At 62.0% G+C, this 20,624-nt stretch carries 19 protein-coding genes and 2 tRNA genes; 14 read left to right on the top strand and 7 right to left on the bottom strand.

The features are described 5' to 3' along the window. Positions 1–5 precede the first annotated feature (5 nt). Complete coding sequence (locus NH195_RS00330; protein ID WP_066701521.1) at positions 6–1,511, bottom strand: pyruvate kinase; 1,506 nt, start codon at positions 1,509–1,511, stop codon at positions 6–8. 200 nt (positions 1,512–1,711) lie between these two features. Here NH195_RS00330 and NH195_RS00335 point away from each other — a divergent pair, with 200 nt between their 5' ends. Next, on the top strand, positions 1,712–2,386 hold the full coding sequence (locus NH195_RS00335) for a site-2 protease family protein (RefSeq protein WP_066701523.1): 675 nt from the start codon (positions 1,712–1,714) through the stop codon (positions 2,384–2,386). 49 nt (positions 2,387–2,435) lie between these two features. Here the strand turns inward: NH195_RS00335 and rimK are convergent, their stop codons facing one another. Beyond that, on the bottom strand, positions 2,436–3,833 hold the full coding sequence (gene rimK / locus NH195_RS00340) for a 30S ribosomal protein S6--L-glutamate ligase (RefSeq protein WP_066701525.1): 1,398 nt from the start codon (positions 3,831–3,833) through the stop codon (positions 2,436–2,438). Positions 3,834–4,166: 333 nt separating this feature from the next. Between rimK and NH195_RS00345 the strand changes: the two genes are divergently transcribed. Further along, positions 4,167–5,528, top strand: a complete 1,362-nt coding sequence (locus tag NH195_RS00345; protein WP_066701526.1) for a nucleobase:cation symporter-2 family protein — start codon at positions 4,167–4,169, stop codon at positions 5,526–5,528. A gap of 29 nt (positions 5,529–5,557) precedes the next feature. Here the strand turns inward: NH195_RS00345 and NH195_RS00350 are convergent, their stop codons facing one another. After that, positions 5,558–6,382 (bottom strand): metallophosphoesterase family protein, encoded by an 825-nt coding sequence (locus tag NH195_RS00350; protein ID WP_066701527.1) that lies wholly within the window; start codon positions 6,380–6,382, stop codon positions 5,558–5,560. Then, positions 6,379–7,290, bottom strand: a complete 912-nt coding sequence (locus tag NH195_RS00355) for a diacylglycerol/lipid kinase family protein (protein WP_066701530.1) — start codon at positions 7,288–7,290, stop codon at positions 6,379–6,381. Before NH195_RS00355 ends, NH195_RS00350 begins: the two co-directional genes overlap by 4 nt. Before the next feature lie 120 nt (positions 7,291–7,410). On the opposite strand from NH195_RS00355, the gene tgt reads away from it, so the two are divergent. Together tgt and lon are read left to right on the top strand one after the other, a co-directional pair. Beyond that, positions 7,411–8,541, top strand: a complete 1,131-nt coding sequence (gene tgt / locus NH195_RS00360; protein WP_066701772.1) for a tRNA guanosine(34) transglycosylase Tgt — start codon at positions 7,411–7,413, stop codon at positions 8,539–8,541. A gap of 276 nt (positions 8,542–8,817) precedes the next feature. Further along, positions 8,818–11,223: an endopeptidase La gene (gene lon, locus NH195_RS00365; RefSeq protein WP_066701532.1), complete on the top strand. Its 2,406-nt coding sequence runs from the start codon at positions 8,818–8,820 to the stop codon at positions 11,221–11,223. A 107-nt stretch (positions 11,224–11,330) separates the two neighbouring features. On the opposite strand, the gene NH195_RS21395 is transcribed toward lon, so the two are convergent. After that, on the bottom strand, positions 11,331–11,588 hold the full coding sequence (locus tag NH195_RS21395; RefSeq protein WP_162265837.1) for a hypothetical protein: 258 nt from the start codon (positions 11,586–11,588) through the stop codon (positions 11,331–11,333). Here NH195_RS21395 and NH195_RS21400 point away from each other — a divergent pair. Next, on the top strand, positions 11,587–11,889 hold the full coding sequence (locus NH195_RS21400; protein WP_162265838.1) for an HU family DNA-binding protein: 303 nt from the start codon (positions 11,587–11,589) through the stop codon (positions 11,887–11,889). The two genes, NH195_RS21395 and NH195_RS21400, sit on opposite strands and share 2 nt — an antisense overlap. 72 nt (positions 11,890–11,961) lie before the next feature. Continuing rightward, positions 11,962–12,036, top strand: a tRNA-Val gene (locus NH195_RS00375). Positions 12,037–12,079: 43 nt separating this feature from the next. On the opposite strand, the gene NH195_RS21925 is transcribed toward NH195_RS00375, so the two are convergent. Further along, positions 12,080–13,213, bottom strand: coding sequence for a DUF6538 domain-containing protein (locus tag NH195_RS21925; RefSeq protein WP_066701537.1), 1,134 nt, complete (start codon positions 13,211–13,213; stop codon positions 12,080–12,082). 143 nt (positions 13,214–13,356) lie between these two features. Continuing rightward, positions 13,357–13,446: transfer RNA gene (locus NH195_RS00385), tRNA-Ser, on the bottom strand. 257 nt (positions 13,447–13,703) lie between these two features. Here NH195_RS00385 and NH195_RS00390 point away from each other — a divergent pair. The 8 genes from NH195_RS00390 to NH195_RS00425 all read left to right on the top strand — a co-directional run bounded on the left by NH195_RS00390 (position 13,704) and on the right by NH195_RS00425 (position 20,588). Further along, complete coding sequence (locus tag NH195_RS00390; RefSeq protein WP_157779726.1) at positions 13,704–14,576, top strand: DUF2059 domain-containing protein; 873 nt, start codon at positions 13,704–13,706, stop codon at positions 14,574–14,576. 248 nt (positions 14,577–14,824) lie between these two features. Further along, a complete protein-coding gene (locus NH195_RS00395; RefSeq protein ID WP_066701540.1) occupies positions 14,825–15,400 on the top strand; it encodes a 50S ribosomal protein L21 in 576 nt (191 codons plus the stop codon). Between the two features lie 22 nt (positions 15,401–15,422). Beyond that, positions 15,423–15,692, top strand: a complete 270-nt coding sequence (rpmA, locus tag NH195_RS00400) for a 50S ribosomal protein L27 (protein WP_066701542.1) — start codon at positions 15,423–15,425, stop codon at positions 15,690–15,692. A gap of 302 nt (positions 15,693–15,994) precedes the next feature. After that, the gene (locus NH195_RS00405; protein WP_066701545.1) at positions 15,995–16,549 is read left to right on the top strand and encodes a GNAT family N-acetyltransferase; all 555 of its coding nucleotides are present in this window, start codon (positions 15,995–15,997) and stop codon (positions 16,547–16,549) included. Between the two features lie 37 nt (positions 16,550–16,586). After that, complete coding sequence (locus NH195_RS00410) at positions 16,587–17,099, top strand: GNAT family N-acetyltransferase (protein WP_066701546.1); 513 nt, start codon at positions 16,587–16,589, stop codon at positions 17,097–17,099. An 80-nt stretch (positions 17,100–17,179) separates the two neighbouring features. Further along, entirely contained in the window at positions 17,180–18,226 is a 1,047-nt protein-coding gene (gene obgE / locus NH195_RS00415; RefSeq protein WP_066701548.1) for a GTPase ObgE, read from the top strand. Further along, complete coding sequence (proB, locus tag NH195_RS00420) at positions 18,214–19,326, top strand: glutamate 5-kinase (RefSeq protein WP_096804670.1); 1,113 nt, start codon at positions 18,214–18,216, stop codon at positions 19,324–19,326. Before obgE ends, proB begins: the two co-directional genes overlap by 13 nt. Continuing rightward, positions 19,323–20,588, top strand: coding sequence for a glutamate-5-semialdehyde dehydrogenase (locus NH195_RS00425; protein WP_066701550.1), 1,266 nt, complete (start codon positions 19,323–19,325; stop codon positions 20,586–20,588). The genes proB and NH195_RS00425 overlap by 4 nt, the downstream gene beginning before the upstream one ends. Positions 20,589–20,624 lie beyond the last annotated feature (36 nt).

The following is a 20,624-nucleotide window of genomic DNA, read 5'->3' on the forward strand; positions in this document are numbered from 1 at the left end:
AGAGATTAGAGCGAGAGATCGCCTTTCCACGACCGAAGCGGGCCGAGGCGGGCGGATTTCTTGGTCATGTGCCGGTCCATGCGGCCGAGAATGCGCGACAGGAAACGGATGGTCTCGACCACGTAAGGCCCCTTGTTGAGCATGACGCAATCGGCGCGCTGTGCCATGGCGGCGTCGGTGGTCTCGGCGCGGGTGGCGAGGCCCTGTTTCATCAGACCTTCGAGCACCTGCGTGGCCCAGACCACGGGGGTGTGGGCGGCTTCGCAGAGCCAGAGGATTTCTTCCTGAATTTCCGACATGCGCTCCAGCCCGATCTCGACGGCCAGATCGCCGCGCGCGATCATCACGGCGGTTTCGGTCAAAGCGCCGGATTGCACGATGAGTTTCGGCAGGTTGCGCACGGCCAGACCGGTTTCGATCTTGAGCACCAGCGCGGGACGATGCGCGCCTTCGGGCAGGCGTTTGTCGATCTCAGCGATCAGCAGGCGGATGTCTTCGGGCGTTTGCACAAAGGAATAGCCGATCATGTCGGCGTGACCGACGACGAAATCGAGGGCGCTGCGGTCGTCTTCGGTCAGCGCCGGAATGTCGATCTCGACGGCGGGCAGGTTGAAGCCCTTCTCGGGCTTGACCTTGACGCCCTCGGGACCGGCGCGGGTGACGCGGAGCTTGGCACCTTTCGGTGTGATCTCAAGGACCTCCGCGCCGATTTTGCCGTCGTCGATGAAAACGCTCATGCCGGGGGCGAGGCGGTCGATCAGCTCCGGGTGGCTCAGCGTGGTGGCGACATGTTTCGATTTGCCAGAGGGCGCATCGCGGCGGATGTCGAGCCGGTCGCCGACCATCACCCGCTGTTTGTTCGGTCCCGCGACCGGCCCGGTGCGCAGTTTCGGCCCGGCGAGATCCATCAGCACCGGCACATAGCGGCCGATCTCGTCCTGAGTGTCGCGGATGCGGGCGATCATCGCGGCCCAGACCTCGGGTCCGTCATGGGCGCAGTTGATCCGCATGGCGTCGGCACCGGCGCGCAGCATGTCGGGGATGAGATCGGGATCGGTCGCGGCCTCGGTCGGGAGCGTCAGCAGGATGCGCGAGCGCGGCGCGCCGGAGGAGCCGGTGCCAAAGAGCGTGTCGCGTCGGGCGGCGAGGCGGGCGGGGCCTTCGGTGAAGGCGCTCGGATCGGGATAGGGGGCTTCGTCACCCGATGCCGCGCCGGAGAGACGGGAGAGCGTGGCCACCACCGCGTCGAGCGAGGCGCGGGCATGCGGTTCGGCGCGCCCGAGGGTGGAGAGGCCGAGGGCGGCGAGATCGGGCTGCATCGGGCTCAGATCGGCATGACGCAGGGCGAGATAGGAGGCGAGGTTCTCGGCCGAGGGGCGGAAGGCGGGACGGATGTCCGCAGCCTCCCAGGCGGTCTGGATCGCGTCGGCTTCGCGGGTGATTTTCTCGCGCAGGGCGTGCAGTTCGATCGAGAGGCGGGTGGCGTCGGGCGGGAGGAGGCAGAAGGACATGGAGCACCTGCGGGTTGGATTGCCTTGTGCCCCTGTCTTTCCACCGGCTTTGTAACAGTGCTATGGCAAAGATCAAATCAGGTGCAAAATGCCACAGTTGCGTCGGAGTGTCGTCAGAATGGAACATTATGAGTTGCTTGGCAAAACCCGGCTCGGGCAGGGTCGGTGTGGTGCGTCTTGAGAATGGTATGAGGATATAAATGTTTCGTGATCAACAAGCCATTTTCGAGTTTCGCGGGCCTTGGGGCGTGCCTGTCAGGATCGGCAGCAGCATCCTTCTGATGTTCTTGCTGTTTATCTCGACCACCGGGTCGGCGACGGATTTGCTTTATGATCTGGCCTTTATCGCCATGCTGATCGGCTCGGTGTTCCTGCATGAAATGGGCCATGCCTGGGGCGCTCTGGTGCAGAGAATCCCCGTGCGCAGTGTGACGATCCACGGCTTTGGCGGCTATTGCCAGCAGGCGCGGGCGGCGACCCCGCGCGAGAGCGAGCTGATCGTGGCCATGGGGCCGATCGTGACGCTCACGCTCTGGGCGGTGAGCCGCCTTGTCGCCAATGCGATGTGGGGCGCGGGACGGGAATACGACTATGTGCTCTGGTTTTTCGAGACCATGGCCTGGCTCAACGGTTATCTGGCGATCTTCAATCTGCTGCCGATTGCGCCTCTGGATGGCGGCAAGCTGTTCGAACTGATCCTGTTGCGCTTCATGCGCGGCACGACGGCGTCGAAGGTGACGGGCTATGTCGGGATCGCGGGGCTGGCGCTGATGATCCCCTATCTGGTGCTGGGGATGCACATGTATATTTTCGTGCTGTTCTTTGTTCCGGCCATTCTGGAAAACTGGAACCGGATGCGCGGGCAGGTCTACTGACCCGCCCGTCGGTTTAGGCCGCTGAGTTAGGCCGCGCACCTTGCGCAGGTCAGGTTTTGCTACGCCCCTTGCGCGCGGGGGCCGGGCGCATGCGTTTCTCGATCATGTCCAAAATCGCACCGGCGATGTTCTTGTCGGTCGTGGTCTCGGCGCCCTCGAAGCCCGGAGACGAATTGACCTCAAGCACTTTCGGCCCGTCTTCGGCGCGCAGCAGATCGACGCCTGCCATGCGCAAGCCAAAGGCCTTGGCCGAGCGCACCGCCGTTTCGCGTTCCTCTTTCGAGATGCGCACTTTCGAGGCGGAGCCGCCCAAGTGCAGGTTCGAGCGGAAATCGCCGCCCGAAGACGAGCGTTTGATCGCCGCGACCACCTTGCCGTCGATGACGACGCAGCGGATGTCGACGCCCGCCGCCTCCTTGACGAAATGCTGGACGAGGAAGTTCGCCTTGAGGCCCCGGAAGGCGGAGATCACCGATTGCGCGGCTTTCTTGGTCTCGGCCAGAACGACGCCACGGCCTTGGGTCGATTCCAGAAGCTTGACGATCAGAGGCGCGGAGCCCGCCAGAGCGATCAGGTTGTCGGTGTCCTTCGGCGAGGCGGCGAAGGCGGTTGTTGGCATGCCGATGCGGTGGCGCGCAAGCACCTGATGCGCCTGCAATTTGTCGCGGGACTTGGCGATGCCTTCGGAGCCATTGACGCAGAAGGTGCCGATAGTTTCGAACTGACGGATCACGGCGGTGCCGTAAGAGGTGACGGAGGCGCCGATGCGCGGGATCACCGCGTCATAGCGCGGCAGACGCTCGCCATCGTAATAAATCTCCGGCGCCATGGCGTTGATCACCATGTAGCAGCGCGTGGTGTCGATCACCTCGACCACATGGCCGCGTTTCTCGCCCTCTTCGACGAGGCGCAGGGTCGAAAAATTGTCCGGCTCGCGCGAGAGAACAGCGATGCGCAGCGCGCGCGGCGCCACGGTGTCGCGGATCGCGGTGGTGAAATAGACCGCGTCGTCGAGCCGGGGCTGGCAAAAGCTCTCGGACGGCTGGACGATCATGTCGTCGCGAATGGCCTGACGCCCGAGGAGCATCCGGTAGGCCATATTGGTGCGGTTGGTGAGGGTGATCTCGATCGGCCAGACCCGCTCGCCCATGGCGATCTCGGAGGCGATGACATAGCGCAGCTCGGTTTCGCCATTGGACGAGGTCACCTCGCGCCGGTCCACCACATCGGCGGAGCAGGAGATCGTGATGTCCTCACGCCCCGGCACCGGATGGATGTTGAACCGCACCTTGGGGGCGTCCGCCTTGCCGAAAGGTTCAATGTCGAACGCATGCAGCGCCGAGGTCTTGGCGCCGGTGTCGACCTTGATCTTCAGCGCGGGCAGGCCGAGCGCGGGCAGGGAGGCCCACTCTTCCCAGCCTAAAGCGAAAGGAGCTTTGTCCGTCATGTGTGTGTCTCGCAATTTGGGGAGAGGCCGGGGCGCTGCTGCGGTCCGGCCAGATGCGCCAAATGTCACCTTCCGAGGGTTCTGACAAGAGGCTTTGTCGGTTTTGTGACAAAGCGGCGAAAGACGGAGGGCGGCCGCAGATGCGCGATCCGAAACCGGTCAGTTTTTGGACGTCACCCCGGGAAAACAGCGGATTTTGCCGTTTTCTTGCGCGGGGTCTGCCGGGAGGGCGGGGTTCGGACGGTTTGCGACAGGTAACGCTTTCGTCATTGCCGAGGGCGGCTCAGGCTTTTGCTCAGGGGATTTCAAACGGAACAAACTGGGGACAAACATATGAGTCAGGAAAAATTCATGCCGCTGGTCTATCAGCTCGACGATGTGCCGCCACCGCCGAAAGCGGCGCTGGCCGCGGTGCAACATGTGCTGGCGTCCATCGTCGGCATCGCGACGCCCTCGCTGATCATCGGCGGCGCGCTGGGGCTTGGGGCCTATACGCCTTATCTGATTGCCATGGCGTTTTTCGTCTCGGGCATTGCGACCTTTATTCAATGTAAGACCATCGGGCCGGTGGGTTCGGGGCTTTTGTCGCTGCAAGGCACCTCATTCGCCTTTCTTGGCGCCATTCTGGCCGCAGGCTTCGCGGTCAAGGCGCGGGGCGGCTCGCCGGAGGACATTCTTGCGATGATCTTCGGGCTCTGTCTCGTGGGTTCGCTGGTGGAGATCATCCTGTCGCAGTTTCTCGACAAGCTCAAACGCATCATCACGCCGACGGTGACGGGGATCGTCATTACGGTGATCGGCCTGTCGCTGATCAAGGCGGGGTTCACCGATTTCGCAGGGGGCGCGATGGCGGGCGAAGACCTCGGCAAGCCGCTTTACCTGTTGATGGGCTCGCTGGTGGTGGCGATCATCCTTGTGATGACCTTCATCGGCAAGCCGACGCTGCGGATCTCCGCGATCATGATCGGTCTGGTGGTCGGCACCCTCGTGTCGAGCTTTTTCGGCATGGTGAATTTCGGCGCACTGGGGTCTGCGAGCCTCTTTGCCCTGCCGATCCCGTTCAAATACGGCTTCGATTTCGATTTCGGCCTCTTCATCCCGCTGGCCTTCCTCTATCTGGTGACGGCGATTGAAACCTCGGGCGATCTGACCGCCAACTCGGTGATCTCCGGTCAGCCGGTGTCGGGCGATCTATATATGAAACGCATCAAGGGCGGGGTTCTTGGCGATGGCGTCAATTCGGCGCTGGCCGCGATTTTCAACACCTTCCCGAACACCACGTTTTCGCAGAACAACGGTGTGATCCAGATGACGGGCGTGGCCTCGCGTCATGTGGGGATGTGGGTCGGCGGTATTCTTGTGATCCTCGGGCTCTTCCCCATCGTGGGGTCGTTCTTCCTGATCATCCCGAAACCGGTTCTGGGCGGGGCGACTTTGGTGTTGTTCTCGACCATCGCGGTGGCGGGCATCCGTATTCTGTCGACCGAAGAGATGAACCTGCGCCGGGTCTATATCATGGCCGTGTCCTTTGGCCTCGCTCTGGGTGTGACGCTGGTGCCGGATTCCACCCAAAACCTGCCGAATTTCCTGAAACAGGTCTTTGCCGCGCCGATCACGCTGGCGGGTCTGTCGGCGATCATCCTGTCGCTGGCGATCCCCGAGGATGCGCAGGCGAAGATTGAGGCGGCGGAGTAAGCGCGTCTTCCTTGAACAGAGCAGGGGCTTTAGCACAGCAGGCGGGGCATGGCGCGGTCATGTCCCGTTTTTCTCACCCAACCCGCAGGCCCGCGCAGGTAATGGCGCGGTGCTTGCGGCAGAAAGGTCGGCTGATCAGCGGCGCTCCAGACGGTGAGGGTCAGTTCCCCTTCGCCGGTCAGTTCGATCTGATTGAAGGTGTTGGGCGTGCCGCGCCTGCGGGTCGAGAGTGCTGTGCCGGCCTGAACGAACAGGACACCCGGCACCCGGGTGAAGGGGGCGGCACTTGCGCTGTGCAGATGGCCCGACAGCACCAGATCGGCGCCTGCGGCGAAGAGCGCGGTGAGCGCCGCCTTGGCGCCATGGGTGCGCGGTTTGTCGAGGGTCGGCGGCTGTTCCAGAGGATGGTGCAGCACGGCGACGCGCAGGCGGCCGTCGTCGGGGCCGAAATGCTCCATCATCCGGGTGAGGGTCTTGTCGGAGAGTCTGCCGCTTTGCCAGGCGAAGGGGTTGACCGTGTTGACGCCGATCACCTGCATCTGCGGGGTTTCGAAGGTCGGTTCGAGATCGGCGGAAATGGCGCGTTTGTAGCGGGCGAAGGGGGCGAACCAGCGCAGGACCAGATTGTCGAGCGGCGTGTCGTGATTTCCGGGGACGGTGAGCACCGGGGCTTTGATTGCGTCGATGAAGTGCCGGGCCTTGTCGAACTGGCCGCGCCGGGCGCGCTGGGTCAGATCGCCGGAGATCACCACAAGCGTCGGCTCCAGCCGCTCGATGGTGCGTAGGAGAGGGGCGGCGAGCGCAGGGTCTGTGCGACCGAAATGCAGATCGGAGAGATGGATGAGGCGGGTCATTGGCGAGGCCTCTCCGGTTTGCGGGGGATGAGGATGCGAAGCGGCACGTCGCTCATGCGGAGGCGCAAGGGGGCTGCAAGGCGGGCCTTCTCGCCGTCGAAGGCGGTGAGGAAAGGTTTGTGCGATCCGTCGTGATGCGCAATCGTCAGGTCTTTGGCGCGGATCAGGGTGAAATCCTGCGCAGGCGGCATCTTGCGCGCGGCCAGGGTCATCGCGAGGCGCAACAGGTCCATCCGTGCACGGGCATGGATCACGAAGGTGGCGAACCCGTCCTCGGAAATGATGTCGGCCCCCTCGAGGCCGAAGAGATCGAGCTGATAGGCGGAGCGGGCGATGAAGACGAGGGGCGTCTTGATCTCATGCACCGTGCCGTCTGCGGTAATCGTCAAACGCATACGGTGCTGCGATTGCAGGATGGTTTTGATCACCGACCAGTAGGCCACGATGCGATGCCGCCCCCAGCGGTCATAGATCGTCTCGCGTTCCTTGAGGATCGCGGGATAGACGCCAAGGGAGGCGTTGTTGAGGAAGGCGTGGCCATTGATCTGGCCGACGCGAATGTCGCGGGTCTCGCCATTCCGCAACTGGGCGGCGGCCTCTTCGGGGGCTTCCGAAAGCCCCAGGCCGCGGGTGAAATAGTTGAACGTGCCCATGGGGAGGACGGCCATCGGCACATCGCGCCCGAGCATGGCATCGGCGACAGACATGGCGGTGCCGTCGCCACCCGCCGAGATCACGGCTTCGGCCCCCTCGGCGATCTTGTGGTCGATGAGATCGGAGAGGTCGGTGTCCGGGTCGATGGGAACGATCTCGCAGTCCGTACCAAGGGCGGCGCAGGCGCGGGTGAGCGCGTCGCTGTCTTTTGCATTGGTGCCGGAGTGGCGGTTGGCGAGGATCACGGCGCGCATGGGGCTCCTGAGACGAGGGTGTCCTCTCAACGCACGAGGCGCGAAATCGTTGCATCTGGCGGCCACCGTCTGGCCTGACGGCGCTTTTGGCGCTATGGCCTCAGCATGACCCAGAACACCATGCCCCAGCGATTCTCATTTTCCGTAAACGCCACCGACGGCAAGGCCCGCACCGGTGTGATCTCCACCCCGCGCGGCGACATTCGCACGCCCGCCTTCATGCCTGTGGGGACGGCAGCGACCGTCAAGGCGATGATGCCGGAAAGCGTGCGCGCCACCGGGGCGGATATTTTGCTGGGCAATACCTATCACCTGATGCTGCGCCCGACGGCAGAGCGGATTGCGGCTCTGGGCGGGCTGCATAAATTCATGAACTGGGACCGCCCGATCCTCACGGACAGCGGCGGGTTTCAGGTCATGAGCCTCTCCGATCTGCGCAAGCTGACGGAAGAGGGCGTGACCTTCCGCTCGCATGTCGACGGTTCGAAACATTTCCTCTCGCCCGAGCGCTCGATGGAAATCCAAAAGCTCCTCGGCTCCGACATCGTCATGTGTTTCGACGAATGCCCTGCGCTTCCGGCGGATCGCGACAGGATTGCGTCCTCCATGCGGCTGTCTATGCGCTGGGCGGCGCGGTCGAAAGAGGCCTTTGGCGACCGGCCCGGCCATGCGCTGTTCGGCATTCAGCAGGGCGGTTTGGAGCGCGATTTCCGGGAAGAAAGCGCCACGGCTCTGAAAGAGATCGGCTTTGACGGCTATGCGATTGGCGGGCTTGCGGTGGGCGAGGGACAGGAGCTGATGTTCCAGACGCTCGATTTCGCGCCGGGGTTCCTGCCGGAAGACAAGCCGCGTTACCTGATGGGCGTGGGCAAGCCGGACGACATCGTGGGCGCGGTGAAACGCGGCGTCGATATGATGGATTGCGTGCTGCCGTCGCGGTCGGGGCGCACAGGGCAGGCCTGGACCCGCCGCGGGCAGGTCAACATCAAGAACGCGCGCCATGCCGACGATCCGCGTCCGCTGGACGAACATTGTTCGTGTCCTGCTTGCCGCAATTACTCGCGCGCTTACCTGCACCATGTGTTCCGCTCGCAGGAGATTATCTCCTCGATGCTGCTCACCTGGCACAACCTGCATTATTTCCAGGAGATCATGCAGGGCATGCGCGACGCGATTGCAGGCGGGACCTTCGAGGCCTGGGAAAAGGACTTCCACGACACCCGCGCGCTGGGTGACATCGAGCCGATCTGAGCCTTGTGAGGCAATGGGCGGGGCTGTGGTTTGAAATGTATCGGTTTTTTGACGTCGCTGTTCCGGTCGCGGGACGGTCGGGCTTCGAAATCGTGAAAATCCGGTGAAATCCACCCTTGCCCGTGGGCCGCATGAAAGGCAGACTGTTTCCCAAGTCGCAACTTGACTTGGTTGAAATCATGGGGACAGGCCCCCAGATATAGAGCCAAGACAGGAAAGACCGGATGGTTGCCGCAGGGGCGGGGCCTGGGTCTTTTGCCAGAACAAGGAATGAACATGCACGAGCAAATCCAATCCTATCCCGTCCTGCCGCTGCGCGACATCGTGGTGTTTCCCCACATGGTCGTGCCGCTGTTCGTCGGTCGGGAAAAATCGGTCAAGGCGCTCGAAGAGGTGATGGCGCAGGACAAGCAAATCCTGCTCTCCGCCCAGATGGACCCGTCGGTGGACGATCCGTCGGAGGACGGCATCTTTCGCGTCGGCGTGCTGGCCAATGTGTTGCAGCTTCTGAAATTGCCGGACGGCACCGTCAAGGTGCTGGTCGAGGGCGAGCGTCGGGTGCGGCTCGAACGGTTTCTCGAAAACGACAGCCATTTCGAGGCGGAGATCACGCCCTTGGAGGAAAGCGCAGGCGATGCCGATGCGGTGACGGCACTTCTGCGCTCCGTGCGCGAGGAATTCGAGCATTACGCCAAGGTGAAAAAGAACATCCCGGAAGAGGCGCTTGTCGCCGTCTCCGAGACGCGCGAGCCGGCAAAACTCGCCGATCTCGTGGCGGGGCATCTTGGCGTCGAGGTGGACGAGAAGCAGAAACTTCTGGAAACCCTTGCGGTGGACGAACGGCTTGAGGCCGTGTTCGGGCTGATGCAGGGCGAAATGTCCGTGCTTCAGGTCGAGAAAAAGATCAAGACCCGCGTCAAGTCGCAAATGGAGAAAACCCAGCGCGAATATTATCTGAATGAGCAGATGAAGGCCATTCAGAAGGAGCTGGGCGATGGCGAGGATGGGGCCGGTGAGATTGCCGAGCTCGAAGAGAAGATCGCCGCCACCAAGCTCTCGAAAGAGGCGCGTGAAAAGGCCGAGGGCGAGCTCAAGAAGCTCAAGAACATGAGCCCGATGTCTGCCGAGGCCACGGTTGTGCGCAATTATCTCGACTGGATGCTGTCGATCCCGTGGGGCACGAAGTCCCGCGTCAAAAAGGATTTGAACCGGGCGCAGGAAATCCTCGATCACGACCATTACGGGCTTGAGAAGGTCAAGGAGCGGATCGTCGAGTATCTCGCCGTGCAACAGCGCAGCCAGAAGCTCAAAGGTCCGATCCTCTGCCTCGTCGGCCCGCCGGGCGTGGGTAAGACGTCTTTGGGCAAATCGGTCGCCAAGGCCACGGGGCGCGAGTTCATTCGTATCTCGCTTGGCGGCGTGCGCGACGAGAGCGAGATCCGCGGTCACCGCCGGACGTACATTGGCTCCATGCCGGGCAAGATCATTCAGGCGCTGAAAAAGGCGAAGACGACGAACCCGCTTATCTTGCTCGATGAGATCGACAAGATGGGGCAGGATTTCCGGGGCGATCCGGCATCGGCTATGCTCGAAGTGCTTGATCCGGAACAGAATTCCACCTTTGTGGATCACTATATGGAGGTCGAATACGATCTCTCCAACGTGATGTTCCTGACCACGTCGAACAGCTACAACATGCCGGGGCCGCTTCTCGACCGGATGGAAATCATCCCGCTCTCGGGCTACACCGAGGACGAGAAATCGGAGATCGCGAAACAGTATCTGATCCCGAAACAGATCAAGAACCACGGCCTCAAGGCCAAGGAATTCTCTGTGACGGACGGCGCTGTGACGGATGTGATCCGCTACTACACCCGCGAGGCGGGGGTGCGGAATCTCGAACGCGAATTCGCGAAGATGGCGCGCAAAGCGGTGACGCAGATCGTGCGCAAACAGGCGGACAGTGTCGAGGTGAACTCCGGCAACATCGAGGACTTCCTCGGCGTGAAGAAATTCCGCTACGGTCTCGCCGAGAAAGAGGATCAGATCGGGGTTGTCACCGGCTTGGCCTATACCTCGGTCGGCGGCGATCTGTTGCAGATCGAGGCGCTGAAACTGCCTGGCAAGGGGCGGATGAAGACCACGGGGAAACTGGGCGATGTGATGAAAGAGTCCATCGACGCGGCCAGTTCCTATGTGCGCTCCATCGCGCCGCAGATCGGGGTGAAGCCGCCGGTGTTCGACACGATCGACATCCACGTGCACGTCCCCGATGGGGCAACGCCGAAAGACGGGCCGTCGGCCGGTCTGGCGATGGTGACGACGATTGTGTCGGTGCTGACGCAGATTCCGGTGCGCAAGGACATCGCCATGACCGGCGAGGTGTCTCTCCGCGGCAATGCCACCGCCATCGGCGGGCTCAAGGAGAAACTTCTGGCGGCTCTGCGGGGCGGCATTAAAACCGTGTTGATCCCGGAAGAGAACGTCAAGGATCTGGCCGAGATCCCGGACAATGTGAAGGAGGGGATGGAGATCATTCCCGTCACCCATGTGTCCGAGGTTCTCAAACACGCGCTGGTGCGCCAGCCGGAACCGATTGAGTGGGACGAGGCCGCCGAAGAGGCCGCGCGTCTGGCCAAGCTCTCCGGCAGCGGCGAAAGTCAGGGGGCGACGGCGCACTGAGTGGCGATCCGGAAACAATTGTGGGAAAGCCGGCCTTCGGGTCGGCTTTTTTGCTTCGGGAGACTCAAAGAGATGCGCAGGATTTGAGCATATAAATCTGTGGAGCATCAAGGCAATAGAACCATGCCTATGAGGCGATTTCCCATTTGCAGCGAGAGGGGCGACAGGAGTAAGGTTTCCGCAACGGAAACAAACCACCAGAGGGGCACTCCCATGGCATCGCGGCCCACCGCATCCCGAAAACCCAAGACCACTGCGAAAACGACGGCGGCGAAGCCGGAGAAGAAGCCGGTTAAAAAGACCGTGCCGATCAGTACGGAGCCCGCGCCGGTGGAGGCACCCGAAACCACGGTGGTGACGACCATGAAGAAGAAAGATTTCATCGACCGGGTGGCCGAGGCCTCCGGCGTCAAGCGCGGCGAGGCCAAGAAAGCGGTCGAGGCGACGCTCAAGGAACTGGGCGATGCGCTTCAGCGTGGTGAGGAGCTGAACCTGCCGCCTTTGGGCAAAATGTCTGTGAAACGACAACAGGACGGCACCGGCGCGCATGTCATTGTGGCCAAGCTGCGCCGGTCCAAGACCATGCTGGGCGAGGAGGTCGAGGGCGGCGAGGCCCCGGCAGAGAGCCCTAAGGAGAGCGCGGAAACGGTGGCCGGGGAAAACTGAGTTTTCCGGCACATTTTCTGGCAAAAGCCTCTTGCATCCGAATTTGCCAGAGGCTAAACACCACGCCACGGCGGGTGATTAGCTCAGTGGTAGAGCGCTTCGTTCACATCGAAGATGTCAGGAGTTCAAATCTCTTATCACCCACCATTATATCCCTTTGAAATCAAATAAAACCCTTGAAAATAAGGGTTTATGGCCGTTTTGAGGTTACAACTTTGGTTACAAGTGGAATTCCGAAATGGCTGGCAAAGTCCGTCACTTGGTGAATCGTTCCGGGCGTTATCATGCGCGGTTGGTGGTCCCGAAAGAGCTTCGCACGATCATCGGAAAAACGGAACTGTGGGCACGGTGCGCACGTCCGGTCTGATGCGTTACCACGCTCGCCGCTGCGTTGGTGCCGGTGACGAAAGACCTCAAAGCACAGTCCAAACGCCTCGCCGCACGTCTCGAAGCGATCCCGTCCGAGATCGTCGCAGAGATCAAACCCGCGCTGATCGCTTCGGCGAATGATCTCGCCAACGTCGCGAAAGCCCTCGCACCGGAAGACAAAGGCGATTTGATCGCGTCTATTGAAGTGACCGCGCCCGGTGGTATGACGCCCGCCTATGCGCAGGGTGGCGGCAAACGCCAGCACCAGCCCGAGCCGCTTCATTCGGTTCACGGTCTTCAGCACGTCGCCAAGGTGGATAAGGTCTTTGTTGCCAGAGTTGGGCGTGAGCCCTTGGTCACGCATCCGGTCAAACCACCAGTCGCGAAATTCCAGCATATCGTCGCCAGTAATGTCGCCAATGGCCTTGTCGCCTACCACGTCCACGAAGTTCTTAACGGCTTTCTTGCGCGGGTTTTCCCAGCGGCGGAGCTGGTCCGGGCTCTTGCCAAGCGTCTTGTCCGCGGCCAAGCCCCAATAGAGTTCAAGAGCCCGAGTCACCGTGATCGCCGGTTCACTCACGCCGCCCATAAGGGCAGCCGTGTCCCGCATATCCAGTTCACCGTCTTTGCGCTCTTTGACGGCTTCGACACGTGCAAGAAGCTGGTCTTGCGGCAGCTTGGCGATTTGGGGCGCTGGCAGGTAGCGGAAGCCCCGGACGGCGGCGAGATTCTTGGCTGCCTCGAAACGCTTTTCCGCGTCGCTTGTGTCACCGGCAAGCCGGGCTTCCCAACCTTCGACGATATGCTGCCAAGCGATAGGGGCTTTCTGTTGGGCGACGGTAAGGGAGTCCGTGTGCAGGCTGACCCAGATGCTCTTGCGCTCTTCCACGCCCTCATAGCGGCGCGGCACGCGCTTGCGCAGGTGGTAAGTGCTGCCCCGCTTCATGATGGTCATGGCCGTTTCCCCGCTGGTGGTGTGTGCGGATTGTGCGGCGAAATGTGTTGCAAAACAAGCCAAAATGACGGATCGCGCGCAGGGCGCGGCGATCTAACGTCTTGTTATTACTTGGTAATTTGCCAAAACCTCGTAAGGTTTTGTGGCGGAGAGACAGGGATTCGAACCCTGGGTCCCCGTAAAGGGACAACGGTTTTCGAGACCGCCCCGTTCGACCACTCCGGCACCTCTCCGCGGGGGTCTGGTGGCGGGTGATTTATCCGTGCCGCGCGCCGTGTGCAACCCCTTTCGTGACATTCTTTTGAGCAATCGTTCCAGAGGGGGGCGCGAAATTTCGCCGGGAATTTCATCGAGGCGGGACATTTCGATGTCGTGACTTGTTCCTCGCTCAACTCTTTGTTTAGCTGTTGTCAGCACACTGCCGCTGAAAAGGACCTTGGAAAGGACCGTGATGACCGCTTCGACACGCGCAAGAGCCATGAGATTCGACATGGGATTCGAGCCGACGCCCCGGGACGGGGGATGGGCCGTGTTGCGCGGGCTGGCCTGTGCCGCTCTCATGTCCACGCTGCCGCTCGCCGCCTCGGCGGAGGTCGATGAGGCGCAGCTTGGCGAACTGATGGACGTCATGCTCTTCGATGAGGTGGTCGGGGTGCTGGCGCAGGAAGGGCAGGGCATGGCAGAGGATTTTGCCGATGCGGGCTATGGTGTGCCGAAATCGGCGTGGAAGGACATGCTCGTCCGGCTTTACGATCCCGAAGTGATGTCGAAAGCGTTTCACGACGAACTGGCCGAGGCGCTCGAGGGCTGCGACCTGCCGGAGATGGTGGCGTTCTTCTCGACCGATCTGGGCGGGCGTATCGCGCGGCTCGAACTCGAGACCCGCAAGGCCATGTCCGACGAGGCGGCTCAGGCCGCGGCGGGGCAGGCCTGGGCGGAGCTCGATCCCGAAACCGACCGTGCGCGTCTCATCGAGGACTATGTCCAGGTCAACGATCTCGTCGAGATGAATGTGGTCGGCGCGATGAACAGCGACATTGCCTATTACAGCGGCTTGTGGAGCGAAGGCTTCGACGTGGAGGACGGGGTGACCGACGGCGATCTTCTCAATGAGATCTGGGCCAGCGAGCCGGAGGTGCGCGCAGATGTCTCCGAATGGGTCTACGGGTTTTCCACACTGGCCTATGAACCGCTGAGCGATGACGAGTTCGAGGCCTATATCGACTTTGCCCGCACCGAGGCCGGGCAGGATCTCAACCGCGCGCTTTTCGCCTCTTTCGATGCGGTGTACGAACACCTGTCGCGGGGGCTGGGCGCGGGAACGGCCATGCTGATGCAGAAATATGAGGGCGAACAGCTCTGAGAGCGGCGCCTCCGGCACTGCGGGCTTGACTTTTGGACGATGATTCCCGATATACCGCGCACCCGGCGGACCCTTGGGCTCGACCGGGTGATGTCTTTTTGTCGGAAGCATTTCCGCGTGCAGGCATCTTTCATGACAATCTCGTCCCCTCTGAGGGGCGCGCTGTTCGCGGCAACAAACATCGGAACGCTTTGAAATTCAAAGCAAACCGGGGCCACAGGACGCGGGTATATCGAAAGGAAGACTGCATGTTTGCGGTTCTGAAAACTGGCGGCAAGCAATACAAGGTGCAGGCGGGTGACGTCCTGCGCGTTGAGAAACTCGCTGCCGATGCTGGTGAAAAAGTCCAGTTCAACGAGATTCTGATGGTCGGTTCCACCATCGGCGCGCCCTTCGTGGCCGGCGCCGGCGTGCAAGCCGAAGTTATCGACCAGATCAAGGGTGAGAAACTCATCCACTATGTCAAACGTCGCCGTAAGCACTCTTCGCAGCGCACCAAAGGCCACCGTCAGCAGCTCACGCTGCTCCGCATCACCGACATTCTCGAAGCGGGCGCGGACAAGACCGGTGTGAAAGCCGCCATCGGCGCAGGCTCCGTGTCTGCCGCTCCGGCTGCTCCGAAGGGCGCCGCGAAAGCCGAAGCTCCGGCTGCGGGTGGTGACGATCTGACCGCGATCAACGGTGTGGGGCCGGCTGCCGCGAAGAAACTGGTCGAAGCTGGCATCACCACCTTCGCTCAGCTCGCCGCTGTCGACGCCGACGCGTTCGACGCCGTCAAAGTGAAACCCGAATGGGTTGAACAGGCCAAAGAACTGGCCAAGTAAGACACGTTAAGGAGAGAACACCATGGCACACAAGAAAGCAGGCGGTTCGTCCCGTAACGGTCGCGACTCCGCAGGTCGCCGTCTCGGCGTCAAACTCTACGGCGGCCAAGAGGCCATTGCCGGTAACATCATCGTGCGTCAGCGCGGCACCAAGTTCTGGCCGGGCGAAGGCGTGGGACTGGGCAAGGATCACACCATCTTTGCGACCACCGACGGCAAGGTTTCCTTCCGTAAGGGCCTGAAAAAACGTACCTTTATCGACGTGCTTCCGGTGGCGGAGGCCGCTGAGTAAGCCGACCTCGATCAGGTTTGAACATCAGGGGGATCGGCGCAGGCCGGTCCCCTTTTGCTTTGTGCGCGATCGGGGCACCCGTCAGGAAAGGCTTGATCGGAAACGTAAAATTTGGCCAAATATGCCGTCGTTGCGCCGCAGCTTTCATCTGTGGTTAACACGACTGTCGTAAACCGTGGTTCGTCTGCGCATCTCATGCGCGGCTCACCGATACGGCAGGCCCGATGTCCGATGCCCTATGAGAAGGCGCGGACGCCGCCTTTGGGAGAGAGGTGTGTGGCAGGAGATTTGGAGGAAGAGAGATGAGAATGGATTTGGTTGACGACAGGCTGGACCATGGCGCACAGGCCGTGATCGAAACGGAGCGCTTCGTGCTGCGCCCGCCGCGCCGCTCGGACGCCGGTTTGCTCAACATGTATGTCAGCGACGAACGCGTCGCGCGCAACTCGCGCTCCCTGCCGCACCCGATGCCACCGGGCGCGACAGAGGCTTTCGTCGCCCGCTCGCTGAAGCCTGAGACCGAGGAAAAGGTCTGGATTCTCGACGGTTCCGCCCACGAACTGTCCGAGGTGCTGGGCGTGATCTCTCTGAAGCCGCTTGATCGCGATCAATGCGAAGTGGCCTTCTGGGTCGCGCCGGCGTTCTGGGGCACCGGGTTGGCCCGCACCGCCCTTGCGGCCATGGTCGACGCCAATCCCATGAAGGCGAAAACCATGTTTGCGGAGATTTTTCAGGACAACCAGGCCTCTGCCCGTGTGGTGACCGCTTGCGGTTTCGAATATCTCGGCGATGCGGAGACCTATTCCGTTGCCCGCGGGTCTCACGTCCCAACCTGGACCTACCTGCGCAAACTTTAACGGCCCCTAATTGGGGTCGCCACCAAGGAAGACCCCGATGACCGATACGATCCTCACAACCGACCGCCTGATCCTGCGCCCGTTCCGGGCGTCGGATGCACCCGATGTCGTGCGGGTGCTCAATGACATAGAGGTCAGCAAGTGGCTGACCCGCGTTCCTTATCCGTATTCTGTTCACGATGCGAACTGGTTCACCCGAAGGGTGGCCGCAAAAGCCTTTGTCTTCGGGATCGAATTTCAGGGTCGGATCGTCGGCACCATCGGCTGTGAGGGTGAGTTCGGCTATTGGCTCGGGCGAGACTATTGGGGGCAGGGGATCATGCCCGAGGCGGCGGAGGCGGTGCTGAGCGCGTGGTTCGCCACGACTGGCAAGGACCGGATCGAGGCGGGCTATTTCGCGGAGAATGCCCGCTCTTCCAAGGTCTTGCGTGCCATGGGCTTTGTCGAGACGGGCACATCGCGCAACTTCAGCCTTGCGCGCGGGTATGACGTCGACCGGATCGACATGATCCTGACCCGCAAGGCGTTTGCGGCGCGAAACAAGAATTGAGTTTAACGACCGGGCAAGATACATCTGCCCGAAAGCCTCGGGCCTGAACACATCGGGCGGGGCAGCAAAGGACAAGACTTATGAAATTCCTCGATCTTGCCAAGGTTTACATCCGTTCCGGTTCCGGCGGGAATGGATGTGTGTCCTTCCGGCGTGAGAAATTCATCGAATTCGGCGGGCCGAACGGTGGCGACGGCGGCAAGGGCGGCTCGGTGATCATCGAGGTGGTCGACGGGCTGAACACGCTGATCGACTTCCGCTACCAACAGCATTTCTTCGCCCAGAACGGCCAGGCCGGGATGGGCAATAACCGCACCGGCAAGGATGGCGACGACATCATCCTGCGCGTCCCCTCGGGCACGGAAGTGCTTGATGAGGATGAGGAAACGGTGATCGCCGATCTGACCGAGGTGGGCGAGAATTTCGTGCTTGCCAAAGGTGGCAACGGCGGCTGGGGCAACGCGCGGTTCAAGACCTCGACCAACCAGGCGCCCGCCAAGGCCAACCCCGGCCAGCCCGGCATCGACCGCACCATCTGGCTTCGGCTCAAGCTGATCGCGGACGCGGGGCTTCTGGGGCTGCCGAACGCGGGCAAATCGACCTTCCTGTCGGTGACTTCGAATGCGCGGCCGAAAATTGCGGATTACCCGTTTACGACGCTGCACCCGAACCTCGGCGTGGTCGGCATCGACGGCGCAGAATTCGTTGTGGCCGATATTCCCGGCCTGATTGAAGGCGCGTCCGAGGGACGGGGTCTGGGCGATCTCTTCCTCGGCCACGTCGAGCGTTGCGCCGTGCTGTTGCACCTGATCGACGGCACGTCGGAGGATGTGGTGTCGGATTACGAGACGATCATCACCGAAATCAACAACTACTCCCATATCCTCGGCGACAAGCCGCGGGTGACCGTGCTCAACAAGATCGACAGCCTTCTGGAAGAGGAAGTCGAGGAGAAACTGAGCGCCTTGCAAGAGGCCTCGGGCGGGCGGGTCTACACCATGTCCGGTGTCTCGAAAGAGGGCGTCGATACGGTGCTCCGCGCGCTCAAGGCGGAGATTTCGATGGACCGGCTTCGGATCAAACAGGCCGAAGAGGGCGATGAGGAAGACGAAGCGTGGCACCCCTGACCGCCTCTCTCAGCGGTGCGCAACGCATCGTGATCAAGATCGGCTCGGCGCTTCTGGTGGAGCGTGGCGAGTTGCGGACACAGTGGCTCGCAGGTCTGGCGCAGGACGTTGCCATGCTCAAATCGCAGGGCGCGGATGTCATCCTCGTGTCCTCGGGCTCCATCGCCCTTGGGCGGGGGATCCTGCATCTGGCTTCGGGCGAGTTGCCGCTGGAACAGTCGCAGGCGGCGGCCTCTGTCGGGCAAATCCGCCTTGCGCGCGCCTATCAGGAGGTGTTGGAGCCGCATGGCATCACCACGGCGCAGATCCTTCTGACCCTTGAGGACAGCGCGGATCGCCGCCGCTATCTCAACTCGCGTGCCACGCTCGATGCGCTTTTGAGCCTTGGCGCGGTGCCCATCGTGAACGAGAACGACACCGTCGCGACGGATGAAATCCGCTACGGCGACAACGACCGTCTGGCCGCCAATATTGCGGTGACCGTGGGCGCGGACCGGCTGGTGCTCTTGTCCGATGTCGACGGGCTTTATACCGCGAACCCGGCGGTCGATCCCGACGCCGTGCATCTGCCGATGGTCCGGGAGATCACCCCGGAGATCGAGGCGATGGCGGGCGATCCCGTGTCGGGCGTGTCGAAAGGCGGCATGAAGACCAAGGTGATGGCGGCCAAGACCGCGACCCATGGCGGCTGCACCATGGCGATCACCGAAGGTTCGAAAGACCGCCCGCTGAAAGCGCTGGAACATGGGGCGCGGGCGACCTGGTTCGTCGCCGCCGAAGATCCGGATCACGCCCGCAAGCGCTGGATCGGTGCGATGAAGCCCAAGGGCGAGATCTATATCGACGCAGGTGCCGTGACGGCGCTCGCCAAAGGAAAATCCCTGTTGCCCGTCGGCGTCGAGGAGGTTGTGGGCCATTTTGGCCGCGGCGAACCAGTCGTGGTGCTCGGGCCTGACGGGGCGCGCATCGGGCTCGGGCTGTCGCGCTACACTTCCGAGGAAGCAGAAGCCATCAAGGGCGCACATTCCGAAGACATACAGGCGATCCTCGGCTATCCCGGCCGGGCCGCCTTGATCCATAGAGACGATTTGGTGACATGACCGATATTGACGTGAAACAGATGATGAAAGAGCTGGGCCAGCGCGCGAAAGCGGCGGCTCGGGAATTGGCGACGGCGTCGGGCGAGGCCAAGGAGCAGGCGCTTTTGGCGGCGGCGGAAGCCCTTTGGGAGGCCCGTGCCGAGATCATCGAAGCAAATGAGAAAGACCTCGCCTTTGGCCGCGAAAAGGGCCTGACAGATGCGATGATGGACCGGCTGAAGCTCGATGAAGCCCGGATTCAGGGCATGATCGACGGCTTGAAAGCCATCGCGGCGCAGAAAGACCCCGTGGGCGATGTGATCGCCGAATGGGACCGTCCGAACGGGCTGCATATCAAGCGCGTGCGCACGCCTCTGGGGGTGATCGGCGTGATCTATGAGAGCCGCCCGAATGTGACGGCGGATGCGGGCGCGTTGTGCCTGAAGGCCGGGAATGCGGTGATCCTGCGCGGCGGCTCTGAGAGCTTTCACAGCTCCGGCGCGATCCATGCCTGCCTGAAAGCGGGGCTGCGCGCGGCGGGTCTGCCCGAAGATGCGATCCAACGCGTGCCGACCCGCGACCGGGCGGCGGTGACCGAAATGCTGCATATGACCGATTACATCGACGTCATCGTGCCGCGCGGTGGCAAGGGGCTTGTCGGTCTGGTGCAGCGCGAGGCCCGCGTGCCGGTTTTCGCGCATCTCGAAGGCATCGTGCATGTTTTCGTCGACGCCTCCGCCGATCCGGAGAAGGCGATGAAGGTTGTGCTCAACGCGAAAACCCGTCGGACGGGGATTTGCGGCGCGGCGGAATGTCTGCTGATCCATCGGGATATTGCCGACACGCTGGGTCGTGATCTGGTCGCGGCGCTGGTCGACAAAGGTGTCGAAGTACGGGGCGATGCGGCGGTGCAGGCCATGGTCGAGGCGGTGACGCCCGCCACGGAAGAAGACTGGGGCCGCGAGTATCTCGACAGCATCATCGCCGCGAAAGTCGTGGCGGATGTGGATGAGGCCATCGCGCATATTCAGCGCTATTCCTCGTCGCACACCGATTGCATCCTGACGGAAACGCCGGAGAACGTGGGAAAATTCTTCTCCCGGCTCGACAGCGCGATCCTGATGCACAACAGCTCGACGCAATTCGCCGATGGCGGCGAGTTTGGCATGGGGGCGGAGATCGGTATTGCGACGGGCAAGATGCACGCCCGCGGCCCGGTGGGGGCCGAGCAACTGACCAGCTTCAAATATCTCGTGACCTCGGACGGGGCCGTGCGCGCCTGACGGGGCTTGAGTATTTGAGCTGCAATGAAGGATGAA

The sequence above is a fragment of the Celeribacter ethanolicus genome, assembly GCF_001550095.1.
Lineage (GTDB): Bacteria > Pseudomonadota > Alphaproteobacteria > Rhodobacterales > Rhodobacteraceae > Celeribacter > Celeribacter ethanolicus.